The following is a 19,039-nucleotide window of genomic DNA, read 5'->3' as shown; positions in this document are numbered from 1 at the left end:
CACCGTTCTCCATGCTAGCGATAACAGCACTCGCTGTTCAATGGGATGATGATAATGATAAGCAAAATTGAAAGCGTTTTACTACTTACTCGGTCTACTTAAAGGCAGAATTGGTTTAAACGATTAAACTAACAAATAGACCAAAAATAAGGTAACTAGGCTAGGCTATGACAAACTATCGGTACAATGTTTCACTGACTCTCAAAATGTACATTCTTGCTGGTGTCATCTTTGGTATCTACGGTGGACGAGTCTGCCCAATGCTAGAGACATTAACAGCGAACGAAATACTGATTCATGTCGGGATTACTTTTACTGCGATGTGGTTTGTTCGTCATCGACTATCAATAAGCCATAACTCTTGGGCAACACAAAATGTAACCCAATTTGAACCTCTACTGTTCTTTATTTTCAGTATTCCACTCGCGCTGTTTTATAACTTCAGCTACGACTTTCCAATAGAAAGTAACCTTAAAGTTCTCTTCGGTATGACGCTGTTTGGTTTTTTTACTGGCATGATTTTGCAACTCCACTCAAAAATAGCGCACTTTGAATTATGGCAAGATAATAGTAATGAGAGCGAAGTATTAGCGGGTCAACGTGAGTCGATGGTCAAGCAAATGATCATGATGATGGCTTTATTGCTCATTACTCTCACTACGATGTTAGCCATGGTTGCATTAAAAGATATTTTCTGGCTACAACATAGACCGGACCGCTTGTTAGATGGTTCTGGCCAGTTAAGTGTTATCAAAGAGTTTGTCTATATTTCTCTCGTCTTAGGGGGCTATGCAGGAGCAATTTTGTACCTATGGACAAAATTGATGAAGAAAATCTTATTAAGCCAAGAGTGCTCTCTCATTGAAGTGACCCAGGGAAACATAAATACTCGTCTTCCTGTTTTCGAGCATAATGAACTGGGATCGATGGCTTTCTTAACCAACCAAATGCTTGATAGTCTTCAATCTTCCCAAGATGAAGTTAAAGTGACTCGAGATGTTGCCATCATGAGTTTGTCGGCTCTCGCGGAATCTCGCGACAATGAAACCGGTGCACATATCATGCGCACACAAGAATATGTTAAAGCACTGGCGACAGAATTGAGCCACGACAAACGTTACCAGCCGCTGCTCTCCCCTGACTACATTGAGCTTCTGTATAAATCCGCGCCGCTGCACGATGTAGGAAAAGTGGGGGTTCCAGATAATGTCCTACTTAAGCCGGGTAAATTAACCGAAGACGAATTTGAAATAATGAAGCAGCATCCAGAAATTGGGGCGCAAGCTCTCTCTATGGCAGAGGAACAACTGGGCACGACATCCTTCTTGATACTGGCAAAAGAGATTTCCCTCACCCATCATGAAAAGTGGAACGGCAGCGGTTACCCTAACCAATTAAAAGGGGAAGACATTCCTCTTTCCGGAAGACTGATGGCATTAGCCGATGTGTATGACGCCTTAATCTCTAAACGAGTATACAAACCCGCCTTTAGCCATGAGGAAGCCCGCTCGATCATTATTGAAGGTAAAGGGCTGCACTTTGACCCTTCTGTTGTAGATGCATTCATCGCCATTGAAGAGCAGTTCATTCAGATCGCTCGTGATCATCAAGATTAGACATAGAGCTGCGTGCCGAATACAAATTTAGGGACATTTGGTCACCAAAAAGGGCTAAAACTATGGGTGGGTTCTAATGCAAATAGCGATTCCAGCAACAAAATTATGACTATCGCATTTTTTTGTCATTTTCTGTTTTGTTTCGGTTGTTTCAAAAGGCGCACAAAGGTATAAATAAAGGAGTAATGAATACCACCCTAACCTAACACGGATGAAGATTATGTTTGAAAAAGTTCTCGCAGCTCCCGCTGACCCTATCCTTGGCCTGACAGAAGAGTTTAAGAAAGATACACGCTCTGAAAAGATTAACCTTGGCGTTGGCATTTACAAAAATGAAGCTGGTGAAACTCCGGTTCTTGCCACGGTAAAAAAAGCGGAAGCAGCGCTGCTTGAAAATGAGAAAACTAAATCTTACCTGACCATTGAAGGCACTGCCGAGTACGGTCTAGCTGTTCAAAAACTGCTTTTCGGTGCTGATTCAGACATTGTCGCTCAAAAAAGAGCAAAAACGGCACAAGCACCAGGCGGTACAGGCGCACTTCGCGTTGCTGGTGAATTCATCAAACGTCAACTCGGTGATGTGAAAATTTGGATCAGTAACCCTACTTGGGCAAACCACAATGGTGTTTTCGCGGCGGCGGGCATTGAAACGGCTCAATACGGTTACTACAACGCTGAAACCAAAGACAAAGATTTTGCAGGTATGGTTGCAGATCTTAACACAGCGTCTGCAGGTGATGTAGTTCTGCTTCATGGATGCTGCCATAACCCAACGGGTATTGACCCAACAGAACAAGAGTGGGAAGTATTGGCTAAACTGGTCGCAGACAAAGGTTTGCTTCCGATGTTCGATTTTGCTTACCAAGGTTTTGCTAAAGGCGTTGAAGACGATGCGATTGGTCTCCGTACTTTCGCTAAATACAACAACGAAATTCTCGTTGCGAGCTCATTTTCTAAGAACTTCGGTTTATACAATGAACGTGTTGGTGCTTTCACTTTGGTTTCTGAATCTGCAGACGTCTCTGAAACCGCATTTTCTCAAGTAAAAGCCATCATTCGTTCTATTTACTCAAACCCACCTGCTCATGGTAGTGCCGTTGTTACTCACATTCTGAATAACACTGAACTTCGTGCTGAATGGGAGCAAGAAGTTGCCGAAATGCGTGATCGTATCCAAGAGATGCGTGAATTATTTGTAGCAACATTAAAAGCAGAAGGCGTGAATGCAGACTTTAGCTTTATCGAGCGCCAAAATGGTATGTTCTCGTTCTCTGGTCTATCTAAAGAGCAAGTGACGCGCCTAAAAGATGAGTTTGCGATCTATATTGTTGGATCTGGCCGCATCAGCGTTGCGGGGATGACAAAATCTAACATGGGACCACTTTGTAAAGGTATTGCAGCCGTTCTTTAATGTTGCTTTATTGTTCGCAGTAACAATGACTTATACCGCATAAAAGCCATCACTATTGATTTATCAATGAGTAAGGCCGATACAAAGAGTAGGCCGATACAAAAAAGAGTCAGCATAATTGCTGGCTCTTTTTATATCTGGAATTTCGTCTCTGGGACACTTAATGATGCGTTAGCTTAACACTGGCGTTAGAAGTGCAATATAAATTCTTCTTGCTGCTGGCTAGTAACAGCAAACTGGCATTGTTGCTGTATCGCCTCAATTTGCTCTTTTTCTAAAGAGTAAGGCATCACGACTTTAAGTTGATCTATCCCCTCTTCTTTGGCCAATTCGACCAGTGTCAACAGATTAACTTCATCGCTATAGCTTGGAGATAAGGATTGTAATGCAGACGCCCACAAGCGTTCCTCGACAGACATCCGTGGTTGCTCTGTGCCACTGAGTTTCTGAGTCAATGTCGGAGCGAGCGCCCTTAAAGCTTCAACGAACGTCCATGTTTTCGTGCATGACGCGCCAAGAAAAGACGTATAGTCAAAAACTATGCACTGTTCTTCCTGTTTATCCATTGCATTCTCATTCAGTTAACCGCTCTGCGTTTACTTAATATCATGCAACCGCCTGACTATATCAATAGGATATAAAGGAATGGTCTGTTATAGCCAAAACAAAGGACAAATGGCTATATAAAAACCAACTATGTAACAAATGATGTACATGAAACAATCAAGTCACACCCTAATAGTTAATATTTTCCAACCTAAATTAAAGTGCCCTGAATAGTGATAGATCACTTAATATCAATGCTGATGGTTACTGTTAGAGTAGTAATATTGCAGACTGATACGAGTGTTGTAGGAAGGAAGTTTAAATCGCGTCAATTAGAATCGATGCATGATGACCCGCAGGCTAAGACATGAATGGCCTAAGATACTCATGTTATTCAAATAAACGCATTTGTATCAATATTTTCCATTAACATGGTTGAATTCGCGAGTCAGCATCCAGTGTTCTATTTACAATAAGATAACTTAACCCTATCATTTTGTAGTCCCTCCACCCTACAATAGGCACACAATGAAAATCGATAAACGCCCCCTCTATATTACCTACGCTGGGCCAGCGCTTCTTAGTACGCCATTGCTCAATAAAGGCAGTGCATTTACTGCGAGCGAACGAAGCTCTTTTAACCTTGAGGGGCTTCTTCCGGAAAGTACAGAAACCATTCAAGAACAAGTTGAACGTGCCTATCAGCAGTACACCAGTTTTGAAAGTGATATGGATAAACATATCTACCTTCGTAACATCCAAGACACCAATGAAACGCTCTTTTACCGATTGGTTCAAAACCACATATCCGAGATGATGCCCATCATCTATACGCCGACTGTGGGGGCTGCCTGTGAAAATTTCTCGAATATTTACCGTCGTGGCCGCGGGCTCTTTATCTCCTATGCCAACCGAGACCGCATTGATGACCTGCTTAACAACGCGACCAACCATAACGTAAAAGTCATTGTGGTGACGGATGGTGAGCGCATTCTTGGTCTAGGAGATCAGGGCATTGGAGGGATGGGTATTCCAATTGGTAAACTGGCTCTTTATACCGCCTGTGGTGGTATTAGCCCTGCGTACACCTTACCTATCGTACTGGATGTTGGTACCAATAACCCGCAGCGACTTGCGGATCCAATGTACATGGGCTGGAGAAACCCTCGAATTACAGGTGAAGAATACGCAGAATTTGTGGAAGAATTTATGCAGGCCGTTCAACGACGTTGGCCAGATGCCTTGATTCAATTTGAGGATTTTGCGCAAAAGAATGCCATGCCTTTACTGGAAAGATATAAAGATCGCGTTTGTTGCTTCAACGATGATATTCAAGGAACCGCGGCAGTCACCGTGGGATCTTTACTAGCAGCGTGTAAAGCGGCTGGCAGTCAATTATCTGAGCAGAGAATCACCTTCTTAGGGGCAGGTTCAGCCGGTTGTGGTATTGCTGAAGCAATCATCGCCCAAATGGTGTCTGAGGGCATCAGCGACCAGCAAGCTCGTTCACAAGTCTTTATGGTTGATCGCTGGGGCTTATTGCAAGAAGGTATGCCAAATCTCCTCGACTTCCAGCAACGTCTGGTACAGAAGAATGCCGACACAAAAGACTGGAAAACAGAAAACGGCGCGTTCTCTTTACTGGATGTCATGGTTAATGCCAAACCAACAGTACTGGTCGGTGTGTCAGGGGCTCCGGGATTATTTAGTAAAGAAGTTATTCAAGAGATGCACAAGCATTGCGAACGCCCGATTGTCTTTCCACTATCCAACCCAACCAGTCGTGTCGAAGCAACACCAAACGATATTATTCGCTGGACGAACGGGGAAGCTTTAGTCGCAACGGGCAGTCCTTTCGATCCCGTCATACACGATGGAAAAACCTACCCTATCGCTCAGTGTAACAACAGTTACATCTTTCCGGGCATCGGGTTAGGGGTACTGGCAGTAAGTGCTAAACGCGTTACTGACGAAATGTTAATGGAATCAAGCCGCGCATTATCCGAATGTTCGCCACTTGCGATCAATGGTCAAGGTGCTCTGCTTCCTCCACTGGAATCTATCCACTCGGTATCGAAGAAAATAGCGTTCGCTGTTGCTAAAAAAGCAATACAACAAGGTGTTGCGTTAGAAATCACAGATGAAGCCATTGAATCAGCAATTGAACAACATTTCTGGCAACCTGTATATCGCCGTTATAAGAGAACTGCATTTTAATCGATTCATTTTAATCGACTGTTGCCTTGCCTAACTCAAAAATAAGATGCTTAGGCAAGGTTTTTCCTTTGAGGTCCCTATGTTTGATTTGTTAGCGCCGCTCGGCCGCTATCTAAACCCCTATATGTATGAAGTCTCTACGGCTTTGATTGCCTGTACACTCGTCGTATTTGGCTCAGAGATAAACCGAGTCCTTAGAAACTTGCTACGCCCACATCACTTTATTCTCCGAACGCTAGCCTTTATTTTGGTCAACGCCTTTGGTTACGGGTTTTTCATCGTAAAAGCAACGCCTTATCTATCTCGCACACTCTCTGGCCTGAACTCTGGTATGATGTTTTTTACCGTTCTAATCAGTTTTATTATTATTGGATTATGGGCTCAACGGAATCGACAAATTTGATCGTGCGATTAATCAATAACCTTCATACCCGGATTTCCTGGCGGTTATCACTCCAGGTATTTCGTTATGGCGTGCTTGCTATTACCTTGATCGCGTTATTGCTCATTTCTATTGATCGTTGGATTAGCTGGCGTACCTCTGATTCCATCATTTCAAACAGCCAATCAATCGAGCACTATGACGTTGCCGTCGTGTTAGGCACCAGTAAGTACTTAGGGCGAACACTCAATGACTACTACCTGCACCGTATAAATGCAGCCATTGAACTGTTTCAACAGGGTAAAGTTGACGATTTCTTGCTGAGCGGTGACAACGCTCATCGCTCTTATAATGAGCCATGGACAATGAAGCGTGACTTGTTAAAAGCAGGGATACCTGAACGTAATATTCATCTTGATTACGCCGGATTTAGAACCTTAGACTCCGTCATACGAGCTCGGATGATATTTGATAGTGACGATTTTCTTATCATCACACAAAGGTTCCACTGTGAACGCGCACTCTTCATTGCAGAGCACCATAAGATCAATGCCCATTGTCTTGCCGTGTCTGGCCCCAAAAACCACTGGGGAGTCAAAGTTCGGCTTAGAGAGGTGTTTGCAAGAGCAAAGGCATTTCTCGACCTCTACATCATCAATACTCAGCCGAAATTTTTGGGCCCTAAAGAGCCTATTGTGAACAGCCGAGAATTAGAAGGCCCACCAGAAAACAGTTCGTCATTGGAGACAACCTCATCGAAATAAAGAATAAAACAGATGACTTCAAGTGAAACAGACTATTCATTCCCAGCGATAAACTGAACTCGATTCCGACCTAAATGCTTTGCCAGATAGAGTGCTTCATCGGCTCTTGCGATGGCTTCTGTTGAACGTTCATTGGTCAACATCGACACACCAATGCTGCACGTCAATGGATCACCATGGACCCATATATGGTTTTCGACACAGTGGCGAATGTGTTCAGCCAATTCCATCGTGTCCGTTTGACTTATCGAAGAGCAAAAAACAATAAATTCTTCTCCTCCCCAGCGAACCAATCGATGCTCTTGTTTGATGACGCTAAAGATCACCATAACAAACTCACGCAGAATATCGTCACCGATACTGTGACCGTAGTGATCATTTACCGCCTTAAAATAGTCGATATCAACATAAAGAATGCCAACAGAGTCGTTGTCATTCGAGCATTTTTCCGACTGGACCTTAAGCCAGTCGCGAATGGCATGACGATTCATTGCCCCCGTGAGAGCATCACGGTGGGCAAGCTCAGCGTATTGAAAGTTTTGAGCTCTTAAGGTGCGGTTGATATTTTTCAAGTGTTCTTGTCTTGCCGTCGACTGATTAATCAACCTATGATTGCGGCGTATTTCACTCAAAGAAAGTAAGCTCCCACCCACTACCCACATCAATAACAATGAGATGAATAACTGGTCACTTGGGATAAACTCGCCGACGAGTGACACTTCATGGATCGTCATTTGGTACTGACCAGAGGCCGTCTCCGACCCAGTGGCAAACTCTATCTTGTTGATATTCGAGAACTCTGGGGCGGAGTGTGCAATTGGAATATTATTATCCACCAACCACCACGTCATCACTTGTAAGCTGTATAACGGAATCTCAATAATACCTTGCCCCTCGATTGGCAAGTACTCTATCCCATTATATTTATGCGTATATTCGTCATCGACACTCGAATATTCCGGGTTGAAATTACGCATGTAAAAACGCATTCTGGGATGAGACTTATCCGTTAAGTTCACTAAATCCACATCTAGCCTGACCGTATGGTAGCCGGAAAAATCGAGCCCGTTCTCCGCTTTAGGGTCTAAGTGAATTGAAACACCACAATAAGGCCAAGGATAATCGCTTTCTTTAATCTCACAGGTCAACACAGCGGAGTTGCCAGCGCTCGTCACTTCAGAAGTAGATAGCCCCCCGTTAGAAGCGTCACTGGTGGGTAAAAATGCGTACATGCTTGGCGAAATGGTTTTGACTCGGCCATCGCCATACATAAGGTACAGCTGAACCGTAGATATAGTCACCACGACCATAAAAAGTACCGATTTATGTACGAAGTTCATGCTTTGGTGTTCACCCCATAGCTCATTGGAGAAATCAAAAACTTCCAAGCATAGAATCTAAGGGTTCGACCCGATCCGCTTTGCAGGAAACTCATGGTGCGCAAATAACGATATCTCTTTGATACCGTAATATAAGTATATTCTACTTTAGATGATTGGCATTTTATTAAATCACTTTTTGTTTGTTAGAATGAGTAACAAATCATAAAAAGACGAGCCATGTCATGTCAGCAACCGTAACCGGTACATTAAAGAAAATGTCAGCTTCCTTAATGGAGCAAGTCAGCTATCAATTGCCACTAGGAGACCACTTAGTCGATCTCAACCCGTATATTGGAAAAACCATTACGCTTACCCATACTGGTAATATATTTTGCAGTTCATGTGGCAAGAAAACCAAGAAAAGCTACTCGCAAGGTCACTGCTTTGTTTGTATGAAAAAGCTGGCGAGTTGCGATATGTGTATTATGAAGCCAGAAACATGCCACTACGAACAAGGCACATGCCGAGAGCCTCAATGGGGCGAAGAGAATTGTATGGTTGATCATTTTGTTTATCTCTCTAATACATCCAGTATCAAAGTGGGCATTACTCGTCATAGCCAAATCCCAACACGATGGATTGATCAAGGAGCCACACAGGGACTTCCAATATTCAAAGTGAAAACTCGTCATATTTCTGGGCTCATTGAAATTGAGCTAGCAAAACACATCGGTGACAAAACAAACTGGCGAACATTGCTGAAACAAGATGGTGATGACCTGCCACTTGAGCAACATTTCCAAGAACTGCTCCCATTAGTGCAATCGAAAATCGATGAAATAAAACAGCAGTACGGTGACGATTCAATAGAAGTACTCAATGGAGAGATCACATCACTGAGCTACCCAGTGCTTGAACATCCTGTAAAAATAACATCCCATAACTTTGATAAGAATCCCGAAGTGACTGGCGTTTTGAAAGGGATTAAGGGCCAATACCTTATTTTTGATACGGGTGTCATTAACATTCGAAAATTCACATCCTACGAAGTTGAACTAGGCATCTAATTAGAGAAAGCGCCTAACCCAAGCAAGAGCCTAATTAGAAATAGCGGGATTACATCACTCGATGCATACCGTTTACTTAAGCGAGCCTTATCTTTTGAACTATTAGAGTGAGGCTCGCCTATCCGGATAATGAGCACACCCATGATCAATGAGTGCATCTCTACCAAGTAACAGCCCTAACTAACGTCTCTATTTCTTCTAGACGTTACCTCTATTTCACGTTCATGCTCCATATGAAGAAAGCCACCTCCTCCCTGACGATCATTTTCTCACCAATAACCGGTTAATCACAGTAGCAGGCTTGTTTGTCCTTTCTTTGTCCCCATATCTTCAATACAATCATATCAATAACTATTCGATCATTAGCATTGGAGCAAGAATGAGCGACGTGAAACATTGTAACCTTCTAATCCTTGGATCCGGTCCTGCTGGATACACTGCCGCAGTTTACGCTGCTCGTGCAAACCTTAACCCGGTATTAGTGACTGGGATGCAGCAAGGTGGGCAACTCACAACCACGACAGAAGTTGAAAACTGGCCAGGTGATGCAGAAGGGCTAACGGGTCCTGCTCTAATGGAGCGTATGAAAGAGCACGCTGAACGCTTTGAAACCGAAATGATTTTTGATCACATCAATGAAGTCGACTTAAGCCAGCGCCCTTTCCGCTTAAAAGGCGACAGTGCCGAGTACAGTTGTGACGCTTTGATCATCTCAACGGGTGCGTCTGCAAAGTACCTGGGGCTAGAATCCGAAGAAGCGTTTAAAGGCCGAGGGGTTTCAGCCTGTGCGACCTGTGACGGATTTTTCTATAAGAATCAAAAAGTCGCCGTGGTCGGTGGTGGGAATACTGCCGTAGAAGAAGCGCTATACCTGTCCAATATTGCTGCGGAAGTTCATCTTATTCACCGTCGTGACACCTTCCGTTCTGAAAAAATTCTAGTGAAACGTTTGATGGATAAAGTCGAGAACGGCAACATCTTCCTGCATACCGACCGTACATTAGATGAAGTTCTTGGCGACGACATGGGTGTGACAGGCGTACGAATCAAAGATACGCAATCCGACTTAACTGAAGAACTTGACGTCATGGGTGTCTTTATTGCGATTGGTCACCAACCTAACACTGCGATCTTCAAAGATCAGCTCGATATGAAAGACGATTACATCATCGTTCACTCTGGGTTAAACGGCAATGCGACCCAAACCAGTGTCGAAGGTGTTTTTGCCGCTGGAGACGTGATGGATCATAACTATCGTCAAGCGATTACCTCTGCAGGGACAGGTTGTATGGCAGCTCTTGATGCCGAACGATACTTAGATGGGTTATCTGAACGCTCATAGCGGAACGGAATTGATTCACCTTGGTTCAAAAGAAGTACCCATCGCAGTCAGTAAGTGGTCAGAAGTAGCGTAGGAAAAAGGCTGGATAGTCAGGCGAGATTTTTCGATAATTCGTTATTCTACAATCAAAAGTTTTGACGCAACTATCGAGTATTTTAACACGCTAGGATGGCCCGTTATTTACGATGATGAGAATTATAGCCCAGAGGTATTACCTTTGGGCTTTCTTTTGTATACTGCGTCTCTAAAATTCATAATAATTATCATTAAGTTTTCATATGGATAAGAAAAAGCAACGGAGCCTGAATGTATGGCTCAAACAGCAAAGTAAGCTCGCAAAACGCTGGCTTATGATTACTGTTGGCCTTGGCGTACTTTCAAGTGTTTTTTTGTTGGCTCAAGCCGCTCTTCTCGCGACAATTTTAAGTCAACTTATTATGGATCACGTTGATAAAAGTGAGCTCGTTCCACAATTTATCGCACTTGCCGCCACCATTGCACTTCGAGCCATTTGCGCTTGGGGCAGAGAAATCGCAGGTTTTCGCTGTGGTGAACAAATTCGCATCTATATCCGTCAGTTGATCCTAGACAAACTGCGTGCACTCGGGCCTGCTTATATCAAAGGAAAGCCAGCGGGATCCTGGGCAACGTTACTACTAGAACAAGTCGAAGATATGCAGGACTTTTTCTCTCGTTACCTTCCCCAAATGTCTCTTTCCGTGATGATTCCTTTCATCATTTTGGTGGTCGTTTTTCCGGTAAACTGGGCAGCGGGCCTCATCTTCTTAATCACAGCACCGCTCGTACCCATATTTATGGCATTAGTTGGAATGAAAGCCGCTGAAGCCAATAGAAAAAACTTCAAAGCAATGCAGCGCTTATCTGGACATTTTTATGATCGTTTGCAAGCCATGACCACGATTCGACTGTTTGATAGAACTCAAGCAGAAACCGACGTGTTAAAAGGGTCATCTGAAGTATTTCGAGTGCGCACGATGGAAGTGTTAAAAATTGCTTTCTTATCCTCCGCTGTTCTTGAGTTTTTTACCTCACTCTCGATTGCGGTTACCGCCGTATACTTCGGCTTTGCTTTTATTGGTGAGTTGAACTTTGGCCACTATGGTGTCGGTGTCACTCTGTTCGCAGCGTTATTTATTCTTATCTTGGCACCTGAATTTTATCAACCGTTACGAGATTTGGGCACCTACTATCATGCTAAGCAGCAAGCAGTAGGTGCCGCTGAGAGCATTGTTGAGTTTCTAGAGACCGACGTCAGCCAAGTTGAGTCTGGCGACACAAAAGTTAAGGGCAGTGACCCTATTTCGATCACCGCTCACAACCTAGAAATATTCAGTCCAGACGGTAAAAAACTCGTCGGGCCAATATCATTTGAACTTAACTCGACGTCTCAAACCGCGCTTGTTGGCCCAAGTGGCGCAGGGAAAACCACCTTAGTGAATGCCCTATTAGGCTTTATGCCTTATCAAGGCAGCCTCACTATTGACGGAGTCGAACTGAGCCAAGTTGACCATTCCAGTTGGAGAAAATGCATCAGTTGGGTTGGACAAAACCCGCTACTTTTACACGGTTCAATACGCGATAACATGACTTTAGGTAATGAGTCCGTATCAGAGCAGAAGATAACTCAAGTTCTGGAAGATTCTTATTCTGCTGAATTTGTCGATAACCACGGTTTAGACTATCTTGTCTCTGACCGTTCTGGTGGCTTGTCTGTAGGCCAGGCTCAACGTATCGCTCTTGCTCGAGCCATGCTTCAAGACGGACAGTTTTGGCTGCTCGACGAGCCTACAGCTAGCCTTGATGCGCGAAGTGAACGCCTAGTAACAAAAGGCTTACATAGCCAAACAGTAGGAAAAACCACCTTAATGGTGACGCATCAACTCGAACCGCTTAAACGCGTCGATCAAATACTCGTGATGAGTGAGGGCTTGATTGTTGAGTCCGGTCACTATCAACAGCTTGTAGAAAATGACGGACTGTTCCATACCATGCTGAATTCCAACCAAGCTCTTAGCCAATCAAACGAGGGTAATTTAGATGCGTGATCTTCTTCCTTATTTGAAACTTTATAAAAAGCACTGGTTTGGGCTATCTCTTGGAATGGTGCTGGCTTTTGCCACTATTTTTGCTTCTATCGGACTACTGACTCTCTCTGGGTGGTTTTTGTCTGCGGCTGCTGTCGCGGGGTTAACCGTTGCTCGCGAAACCTTTAACTACATGTTACCCGGTGCCTTTGTGCGGGGCTTTGCAATGAGCCGAACCGCTGGGCGTTGGGGGGAAAGGGTCGTCAGTCATAATGCGACATTTAAGCTGTTGACTGATTTGCGTATTTTCTTTTTCAAGAAGCTCGCACCTCTTATACCTGGAAAAATATCCGCCATTCGCGACGCTGATTTATTGAATCGTCTGGTTTCCGATGTCGATGCAATGGACCACGTGTACCTGCGTTTAATCAGCCCTGTGGTTGTGGGCATTTTTGGTATCGCAGCGCTCACCGCTTTCTTAAGCTGGTTTGATCTGACTTTAGGGCTGACGCTCGGCTCAATTCTGCTTTTACTGCTGTGCACCTGGCCAATTCTTTTTTACAAGCTCGGGAAGCAGAATGGGCAAGAACTCACCCAAAACAAAGCAACCCTTCGTATCGCGACTCTCGATTGGATTGAAGGCTATAGTGAACTCACTTTATTTGGTGCTGAGGAAAAATATCGCAACGCTATTTTAAGCGCTCAAGATAAATTGATTCGGAACCAGTTTTTCAACGCACATTTCGCAGGGCTTGCTCAGGCGGCTCTCATGCTTGCCAGCGGTTGGACGTTGGTGTTGGTTGTCTGGCTATCTGCGGATGGTGTAGGAGGCAATCCACCCGACCCATTCATTGCATTGGTAGCGTTTGCCACAATGGCAAGCTTTGAGCTACTTATGCCTATAGCGGGCGCGTTTCAGCACTTAGGTCAAACACTCACCTCGGCAAGACGTCTTAATGAAGTGACACTCTCTGAGCCTGACGTTGTCTTTTCCTCAGAAAAACAGGCTCTACCCGATGCCTACTCTATTCAGTTTCAATCGATCAGCTTTCAATACCCAGGTAGTGAACAAGCGGTGTTGAATAACATCAATCTCGATATCGCGAGTAATGAGCGAATCGCGATTGTCGGCCAAACAGGCTCCGGTAAATCTACCTTGCTACAGCTGCTAAATCGCTACTGGGATCCTAAGCAAGGCCATATTTCTATCGCTGGGCTCCCCCTCACTCAATGGAACGAAAGCCAATTACGATCTTCTATTTCGGTAGTCAGTCAGCGAGTCGACATCCTGAATGGCACACTTAGAGACAATCTTCTCATGGCCAATCCATCCGCCGATGATGACACTCTGTCGAACGTACTAAACCAAGTACAGTTAGATAAGTTGCTGGAAGACTTAGGGCTGGATGCTTGGCTCGGTGACGGTGGACGACAACTTTCTGGTGGTGAGAAACGTAGAATCGGTATCGCTCGTGCTATTTTACATAATGCACCCATTCTACTACTGGATGAGCCCACCGAAGGGCTAGATAAGCAAACAGAACAACAAGTAATGGACTTACTCGAATCGCATTTTGTTGGTAAGACGGTGCTGTTTGTTACCCATAGGCTCGTTAATTTACATAAGATGGATAGAGTTTGCTTGGTTGAGCAAGGAGAAATCGTTGAAGTAGGCAGTCATCAAACGTTATTAGAGCAGCGCGGACGTTACTTCAAGCTGACTCAAACACTCTAGCGCTCGATCAACCACTATGAGTAAACCTTAAAGAGCGAGCCTATGTGGCTCGCTTTTTCTAGCAGCATTTTAATCATGTTGGATCTGATTTCTGCCATCATCTTTCGCTTTGTATAAAAGATTATCGGCTCTGGTTAACATGACATCAATATCATCACCTACTCTTAATGACGTTAGGCCAATGCTGACTGTTAGCTTCAGTCCTGCCTGCAAGGCATCTAGATTAGAATTTTTAAGCTGGGACATAATGCGTTGCAAAACTTTGGAAGCGGCTTGAGTATCTGTCGATGAATACACAGCAATGAACTCTTCTCCACCCCAGCGCCCAATAAAATCGGTTTTCCTACTGAATGAACGGGCTATTTCGCCAAATAATTGCAGCACCTTATCACCCACTAAATGCCCGTAGGTATCGTTAATATCTTTAAAATGGTCAAAATCGATGATAGCGACCGAAAGATGATTGCCATGACACTGAGAATGCTCGATGAGCTCTAGCAGTCTGATTTCTGAAAATCGTCGATTAGGCAGCTGCGTGAGTACATCCGTATTCGCAATAGACTCCATTTTCTGACTGACTTCTTCTAAAGCGCGTAAATCGTTTTCCCTCGCAATTTCATGACCTACCCAGTTCGAGAACAATTTCACTAACTCAAAATCCTGGCGGATAAAGGGACGGCAAGGGGTTGGGCTTGAAAAGTTCAAAGTACCAAAACGTTCCCCATCTACAAATATGGGTGCTCCGAGGTAAGACTCTAAACCAAACGCCACAAAACATGGGTGTGTCGCGATTTCACTTTTCGAAACATGGTTAAACCCTTGCACTTCATTGGCTTTATAAACGTGACTGCAATACGTTCCTGAAAGCTCAAAGCTCATGCCGGTTTCTAATCCATCTTCTGGGTGAATCGCTTGTTTGATGACGTATTTGTTACCATCAATTTGGCTGAATATTGCGATAGGTAAGCCAAACAAGTCTATCCCTAATTGGAGGATGGCGTGAACGCATTGTTGAAAATCCAATTGCCGAGAAGAAGTGATCGAATGAAGTTTATTAAGCGCTTCTTCAGCCGCTAGCGAGGCCGACTCATCCGATATCATTGACACAATGAGAAGGTTATTTCCTTGTTCATCTTTGATGACTCCGCCAGAGGTTTTTCCAATGAATCCATTTCCAAATTTGGTTTGGTAGTCAACGAGTATCGAAGATTCTGACGTGTTCATCTCTGGGTTGTAGCGAGAATCACCCAACCGTAAATATTCTTCACGATTTGGGTATAAGATTTCCGCACTTTGATTGATGACCTCATCGAGAGAATATCCAAAAAGATCACTTGCTGCTCGATTGATAGTAAGGATCCTTCTATCCAAAGAGGCGATGATAACCGCTTGATCTAGGTGTTCAAATACCTTGCTCAATAGCGAGCTGTCCATGACTTGTTCCGTGGGCTTATTGGGCATAACACTTCTCTGAATAACGTGCGATATTGAAAATAAGTATGCTATAACCTTAGCACATACCGCTTCATTGCCAACTTATTGATTAATTATATAAAGCGTCCAGTTTGGATGGCCAAAATTTGAAAATCAATTGAGAAACACACCACAATTACGATAAGACACAAACAATGGACAAAGGTTGTATTTGAAATTCAACATTACAGATATAAAAAAAGCTGATAGAGAACTATCAGCTTATCAAAACAGTGTTGTGTGGCAATAAACGCTTATTTAACGTCGACTTTTATTGCGTGCGCCCGGTTCACCTGCCGACTTCTTAGTTGGCTTTTTACCGCGAGACGGGTTATTGCTGCGACCTTTTGGCGTACTTACTCGCTCTTCGTGACGCTTAACCGCACGACGAATTTTTTGACTACGAGAACGTTCACGTTTACGTGATGTATTGTCTTTAGACTCATCAAGCATCGTGTTCTTTTCTGGGCCTAATTCAACCAGAGTTCTAAGGTAATTCACCTGGGTAAGATCAAGCTCAGCCCAACCACCACGAGGCAGTTTTTTATCTAAATAGATGTCGCCGTAACGCACACGCTTAAGGCGGCTTACCGTCGTATCTTGAGATTCCCATAAACGACGAACTTCGCGGTTACGGCCTTCGTTGATTGCTACGTAGAAAGTATGGTTCATACCTTCCCCACCCGCATAAACGACATCTTCAAATCGAGCCATACCATCTTCAAGCTTAACGCCGCGAACAAGGTTTCTTACTTTTTCTTCGTTAACTTCACCAAAAACTCGAACCAAATACTCACGTTCTACTTGACGGCTAGGGTGCATCAAACGGTTTGCAAGCTCACCATCAGTGGTGAATAAAAGCAAACCAGACGTATTGGCATCCAAACGGCCAACAGAAATCCAACGTGAACCACGAATTTTAGGCAAGCGGTCAAAGACGGTTCTGCGCCCCTCAGGATCATTGCGAGTACACAACTCACCTTCAGGTTTGTAATAGGCGAGAACACGACAAACCACTTCTTCAGAAACTTTAGCAGAGACCGTGTGTCCATCGATACGAATAACAGCACTTTCATCTTCTAGGCGTTCACCCAGTTTTGCTACTACTCCGTTGACACTGACACGGCCAGATTTAATTAACGTTTCAAGTTCACGACGTGAGCCATGCCCTGCGCGTGCTAAAACCTTCTGTAGTTTTTCGCTCATTTTTTTACCTAGTAATTGTCGTCTTCACAGACGTCGAAAGAATAATTGTGCGACCAAAAATCGCGGCCGCGCAGTATCTCAAATTATCATCTGAAAAGCATCATTTTTTGGTTATTCAAATGGAGATGGATCTCCTGAACCTATACGGGCTACAACCGCATCATCTTCACTAAAATCAATCACCGTTGTGGGTTGCTCGCCTAAGTAACCCCCATTTAAAATACAATCGACGGCATGCTCTAACTGATCTCGAATATCTTCCGGATCCGATTCGGTGTGATCATTACCCGGCAAGATGAGAGACGTCGACATCAGCGGTTCGCCTAAAGCTTCTAATAGATCCAGTGCGATTTTATTATCAGGAATACGAATACCAATGGTTTTACGTTTGGCATTCATCAGACGTCGAGGCACTTCTTTTGTCCCTTTGAAGATAAACGTATAGGGACCTGGTGTATTCGCTTTTAGCAAACGGAAAGCTGTATTATCAACTCTTGCGTACAGTGCTATTTCAGAAAGGTCTCGACATAAAAGCGTGAAATTATGCTTACTGTCTAGCTTACGTATCTGACAAATTCTCTCTAACGCTTGTTTATTTTCAAGCTGACAACCTAGCGCGTAGCCTGAATCGGTCGGATAAATCACAACACCGCCATTGCGTATGATTGCGACTGCTTGATTAATCAAGCGAGCCTGCGGATTGTCAGGGTGTACATAAAAGAACTGGCTCATTGTTATTCCTCATTATCGAGTCTCGCGACTCTATACCGTGAGATCATCTTCATTATTCGTGGTATTTGATGATCTCAACGTCCAATCTTTCCAAACTGGTTCAACGCCAGAAGGCAACCAGAGGTTTCTTCCTAACTCTGTCCACGGAGAAGGATAATGAAAGTCACTGCCTTGAGAGGCTAATAGTTTGTATTGTATCGCATAATCAGCAAGTGTGCGTCTTTCTTGTTGCGCTTGTTGAGGAAGCGCTATTTCCATCGCATCGCCCCCAGCTTCGGTAAAGGCCGCCAATAAACGCTTTATCCATTTGGCTGTCAGGTTATAGCGCCCCGGATGAGCCAATACTGCGAGCCCTCCCGCACTGTGTATCGCATCCACCGCATCTTTCATAGAGCACCAATTAGGTGGCACATACCCTGGGTTATTGCGAGTTAGGTATTTTTTAAACACTTGCTGCATTGTTTTAGCATAGCCGTTATCAACCAACCATTTGGCGAAGTGTGCGCGAGTAATGGGCGCATCCCCTGCGATATCCTGTACTTCGGAAAAAACACCGTCCCTTGTTGATTTCTCTAATCGGTGGGCAATCAGTTTTGCTCTTTCGTGACGATGTAACTTTTGTTGGTTAATTAACGCGAGTACAGCATCATCATTGGTGTCGATATTCAGCCCAACAATATGGATATCTTTATTTTGCCATACCGTAGAGAACTCAATACCAGTAATGAGCTCAAGGTCTAACGCATTTGCTTCAATGTGCGCCTTGGCTACACTGATCCCATCTAACGTATCATGATCGGTTATCGCTAACACTTTTACGTCAAAGTTCACCGCCCTTTCTACAAGTTCTTGCGGGGTCAGCCTGCCGTCTGAAGCGGTTGTGTGACAGTGTAGATCTATTTTCATTTTTTCATTCGTTTTGGTTGACTTTTTCTTCGCATACTAGTTAACTAGTACACAAATACAAGCATATCCGATAAGGCCTACTATGTTACAAGAATTTAACCTAACGAATAAAGATAAAGTTTCTGTACTTTGTGCTGACATTTGTTGGTGGCGTACTTGGACATATTCTAAGTGGGTAAACGTGTAAAAAAACAAGCCAGATTGTTTCACTATAGCCCGCTAAAATTAGCGGGCTTTTTTATTTTGTCGACGCGCTCACACTCAACCGCTGAACA

Annotated in this window: 16 protein-coding genes and 1 other annotated feature; of the genes, 10 read left to right on the top strand and 6 right to left on the bottom strand. The window is 43.9% G+C overall.

Annotated elements, in window-relative coordinates:
• Positions 1–167 precede the first annotated feature (167 nt).
• Together QF117_RS12620 and QF117_RS12615 are read left to right on the top strand one after the other, a co-directional pair.
• The gene (locus tag QF117_RS12620) at positions 168–1,616 is read left to right on the top strand and encodes an HD domain-containing phosphohydrolase (RefSeq protein ID WP_282389244.1); all 1,449 of its coding nucleotides are present in this window, start codon (positions 168–170) and stop codon (positions 1,614–1,616) included.
• Positions 1,617–1,836: 220 nt separating this feature from the next.
• On the top strand, positions 1,837–3,027 hold the full coding sequence (locus QF117_RS12615) for an amino acid aminotransferase (protein WP_282389243.1): 1,191 nt from the start codon (positions 1,837–1,839) through the stop codon (positions 3,025–3,027).
• 188 nt (positions 3,028–3,215) lie between these two features.
• Here the strand turns inward: QF117_RS12615 and QF117_RS12610 are convergent, their stop codons facing one another.
• A complete protein-coding gene (locus tag QF117_RS12610; protein WP_282389241.1) occupies positions 3,216–3,593 on the bottom strand; it encodes a transporter in 378 nt (125 codons plus the stop codon).
• 508 nt (positions 3,594–4,101) lie between these two features.
• Here QF117_RS12610 and QF117_RS12605 point away from each other — a divergent pair.
• From QF117_RS12605 to QF117_RS12595, 3 genes are all read left to right on the top strand, one after another.
• A complete protein-coding gene (locus tag QF117_RS12605; protein WP_282389240.1) occupies positions 4,102–5,790 on the top strand; it encodes an NAD-dependent malic enzyme in 1,689 nt (562 codons plus the stop codon).
• A gap of 79 nt (positions 5,791–5,869) precedes the next feature.
• Positions 5,870–6,193 carry a DUF3392 domain-containing protein gene (locus QF117_RS12600; RefSeq protein WP_282389239.1) on the top strand — a complete coding sequence of 108 codons (324 nt, stop codon included), beginning with the start codon at positions 5,870–5,872 and terminating at the stop codon, positions 6,191–6,193.
• On the top strand, positions 6,166–6,936 hold the full coding sequence (locus QF117_RS12595; protein WP_282389238.1) for an ElyC/SanA/YdcF family protein: 771 nt from the start codon (positions 6,166–6,168) through the stop codon (positions 6,934–6,936). The genes QF117_RS12600 and QF117_RS12595 overlap by 28 nt, the downstream gene beginning before the upstream one ends.
• A 32-nt stretch (positions 6,937–6,968) precedes the next feature.
• On the opposite strand, the gene QF117_RS12590 is transcribed toward QF117_RS12595, so the two are convergent.
• A complete protein-coding gene (locus QF117_RS12590) occupies positions 6,969–8,276 on the bottom strand; it encodes a GGDEF domain-containing protein (RefSeq protein WP_282389237.1) in 1,308 nt (435 codons plus the stop codon).
• Positions 8,277–8,500: 224 nt separating this feature from the next.
• Between QF117_RS12590 and QF117_RS12585 the strand changes: the two genes are divergently transcribed.
• The 4 genes from QF117_RS12585 (at position 8,501) to cydC (ending at position 14,447) form a co-directional block, all read left to right on the top strand.
• Positions 8,501–9,325, top strand: coding sequence for a DUF2797 domain-containing protein (locus QF117_RS12585; RefSeq protein ID WP_282389236.1), 825 nt, complete (start codon positions 8,501–8,503; stop codon positions 9,323–9,325).
• Positions 9,326–9,704: 379 nt separating this feature from the next.
• A complete protein-coding gene (trxB, locus tag QF117_RS12580; RefSeq protein ID WP_282389235.1) occupies positions 9,705–10,667 on the top strand; it encodes a thioredoxin-disulfide reductase in 963 nt (320 codons plus the stop codon).
• Between the two features lie 278 nt (positions 10,668–10,945).
• Positions 10,946–12,733, top strand: a complete 1,788-nt coding sequence (gene cydD, locus QF117_RS12575) for a cysteine/glutathione ABC transporter permease/ATP-binding protein CydD (protein WP_282389234.1) — start codon at positions 10,946–10,948, stop codon at positions 12,731–12,733.
• Positions 12,726–14,447 carry a cysteine/glutathione ABC transporter ATP-binding protein/permease CydC gene (gene cydC / locus QF117_RS12570; protein ID WP_282389233.1) on the top strand — a complete coding sequence of 574 codons (1,722 nt, stop codon included), beginning with the start codon at positions 12,726–12,728 and terminating at the stop codon, positions 14,445–14,447. Before cydD ends, cydC begins: the two co-directional genes overlap by 8 nt.
• 69 nt (positions 14,448–14,516) lie before the next feature.
• On the opposite strand, the gene QF117_RS12565 is transcribed toward cydC, so the two are convergent.
• The 4 genes from QF117_RS12565 to QF117_RS12550 form a co-directional block, all read right to left on the bottom strand.
• Complete coding sequence (locus tag QF117_RS12565) at positions 14,517–15,908, bottom strand: diguanylate cyclase (RefSeq protein WP_282389232.1); 1,392 nt, start codon at positions 15,906–15,908, stop codon at positions 14,517–14,519.
• A gap of 270 nt (positions 15,909–16,178) precedes the next feature.
• Positions 16,179–17,126, bottom strand: coding sequence for a 23S rRNA pseudouridine(2605) synthase RluB (gene rluB / locus QF117_RS12560; protein ID WP_282389231.1), 948 nt, complete (start codon positions 17,124–17,126; stop codon positions 16,179–16,181).
• A 111-nt stretch (positions 17,127–17,237) separates the two neighbouring features.
• On the bottom strand, positions 17,238–17,858 hold the full coding sequence (locus QF117_RS12555; RefSeq protein WP_282389230.1) for an L-threonylcarbamoyladenylate synthase: 621 nt from the start codon (positions 17,856–17,858) through the stop codon (positions 17,238–17,240).
• A gap of 30 nt (positions 17,859–17,888) precedes the next feature.
• Complete coding sequence (locus tag QF117_RS12550) at positions 17,889–18,764, bottom strand: PHP domain-containing protein (RefSeq protein WP_282389229.1); 876 nt, start codon at positions 18,762–18,764, stop codon at positions 17,889–17,891.
• Positions 18,765–18,846: 82 nt separating this feature from the next.
• Here QF117_RS12550 and QF117_RS12545 point away from each other — a divergent pair, with 82 nt between their 5' ends.
• The gene (locus QF117_RS12545; RefSeq protein ID WP_282389228.1) at positions 18,847–18,951 is read left to right on the top strand and encodes a Trp operon leader peptide; all 105 of its coding nucleotides are present in this window, start codon (positions 18,847–18,849) and stop codon (positions 18,949–18,951) included.
• Positions 18,904–19,006 (top strand) — a sequence feature (Trp leader region). (Overlaps the previous gene by 48 nt.)
• Positions 19,007–19,039 lie beyond the last annotated feature (33 nt).

The organism is Vibrio sp. YMD68, assembly GCF_029958905.1.
Lineage (GTDB): Bacteria > Pseudomonadota > Gammaproteobacteria > Enterobacterales > Vibrionaceae > Vibrio.
The sequence above is the reverse complement of the archived record's forward strand: the minus strand, read 5'-3'. Positions and strand labels throughout refer to the sequence as shown.

Coding starts and splice junctions, on each gene's coding strand:
- QF117_RS12620 (WP_282389244.1), top strand. CDS start 168: ATGACAAACTATCGGTACAATGTTTCACTGACTCTCAAAATGTACATT.
- QF117_RS12615 (WP_282389243.1), top strand. CDS start 1,837: ATGTTTGAAAAAGTTCTCGCAGCTCCCGCTGACCCTATCCTTGGCCTG.
- QF117_RS12610 (WP_282389241.1), bottom strand. CDS start 3,593: ATGGATAAACAGGAAGAACAGTGCATAGTTTTTGACTATACGTCTTTT.
- QF117_RS12605 (WP_282389240.1), top strand. CDS start 4,102: ATGAAAATCGATAAACGCCCCCTCTATATTACCTACGCTGGGCCAGCG.
- QF117_RS12600 (WP_282389239.1), top strand. CDS start 5,870: ATGTTTGATTTGTTAGCGCCGCTCGGCCGCTATCTAAACCCCTATATG.
- QF117_RS12595 (WP_282389238.1), top strand. CDS start 6,166: ATGGGCTCAACGGAATCGACAAATTTGATCGTGCGATTAATCAATAAC.
- QF117_RS12590 (WP_282389237.1), bottom strand. CDS start 8,276: ATGAACTTCGTACATAAATCGGTACTTTTTATGGTCGTGGTGACTATA.
- QF117_RS12585 (WP_282389236.1), top strand. CDS start 8,501: ATGTCAGCAACCGTAACCGGTACATTAAAGAAAATGTCAGCTTCCTTA.
- trxB (WP_282389235.1), top strand. CDS start 9,705: ATGAGCGACGTGAAACATTGTAACCTTCTAATCCTTGGATCCGGTCCT.
- cydD (WP_282389234.1), top strand. CDS start 10,946: ATGGATAAGAAAAAGCAACGGAGCCTGAATGTATGGCTCAAACAGCAA.
- cydC (WP_282389233.1), top strand. CDS start 12,726: ATGCGTGATCTTCTTCCTTATTTGAAACTTTATAAAAAGCACTGGTTT.
- QF117_RS12565 (WP_282389232.1), bottom strand. CDS start 15,908: ATGCCCAATAAGCCCACGGAACAAGTCATGGACAGCTCGCTATTGAGC.
- rluB (WP_282389231.1), bottom strand. CDS start 17,126: ATGAGCGAAAAACTACAGAAGGTTTTAGCACGCGCAGGGCATGGCTCA.
- QF117_RS12555 (WP_282389230.1), bottom strand. CDS start 17,858: ATGAGCCAGTTCTTTTATGTACACCCTGACAATCCGCAGGCTCGCTTG.
- QF117_RS12550 (WP_282389229.1), bottom strand. CDS start 18,764: ATGAAAATAGATCTACACTGTCACACAACCGCTTCAGACGGCAGGCTG.
- QF117_RS12545 (WP_282389228.1), top strand. CDS start 18,847: ATGTTACAAGAATTTAACCTAACGAATAAAGATAAAGTTTCTGTACTT.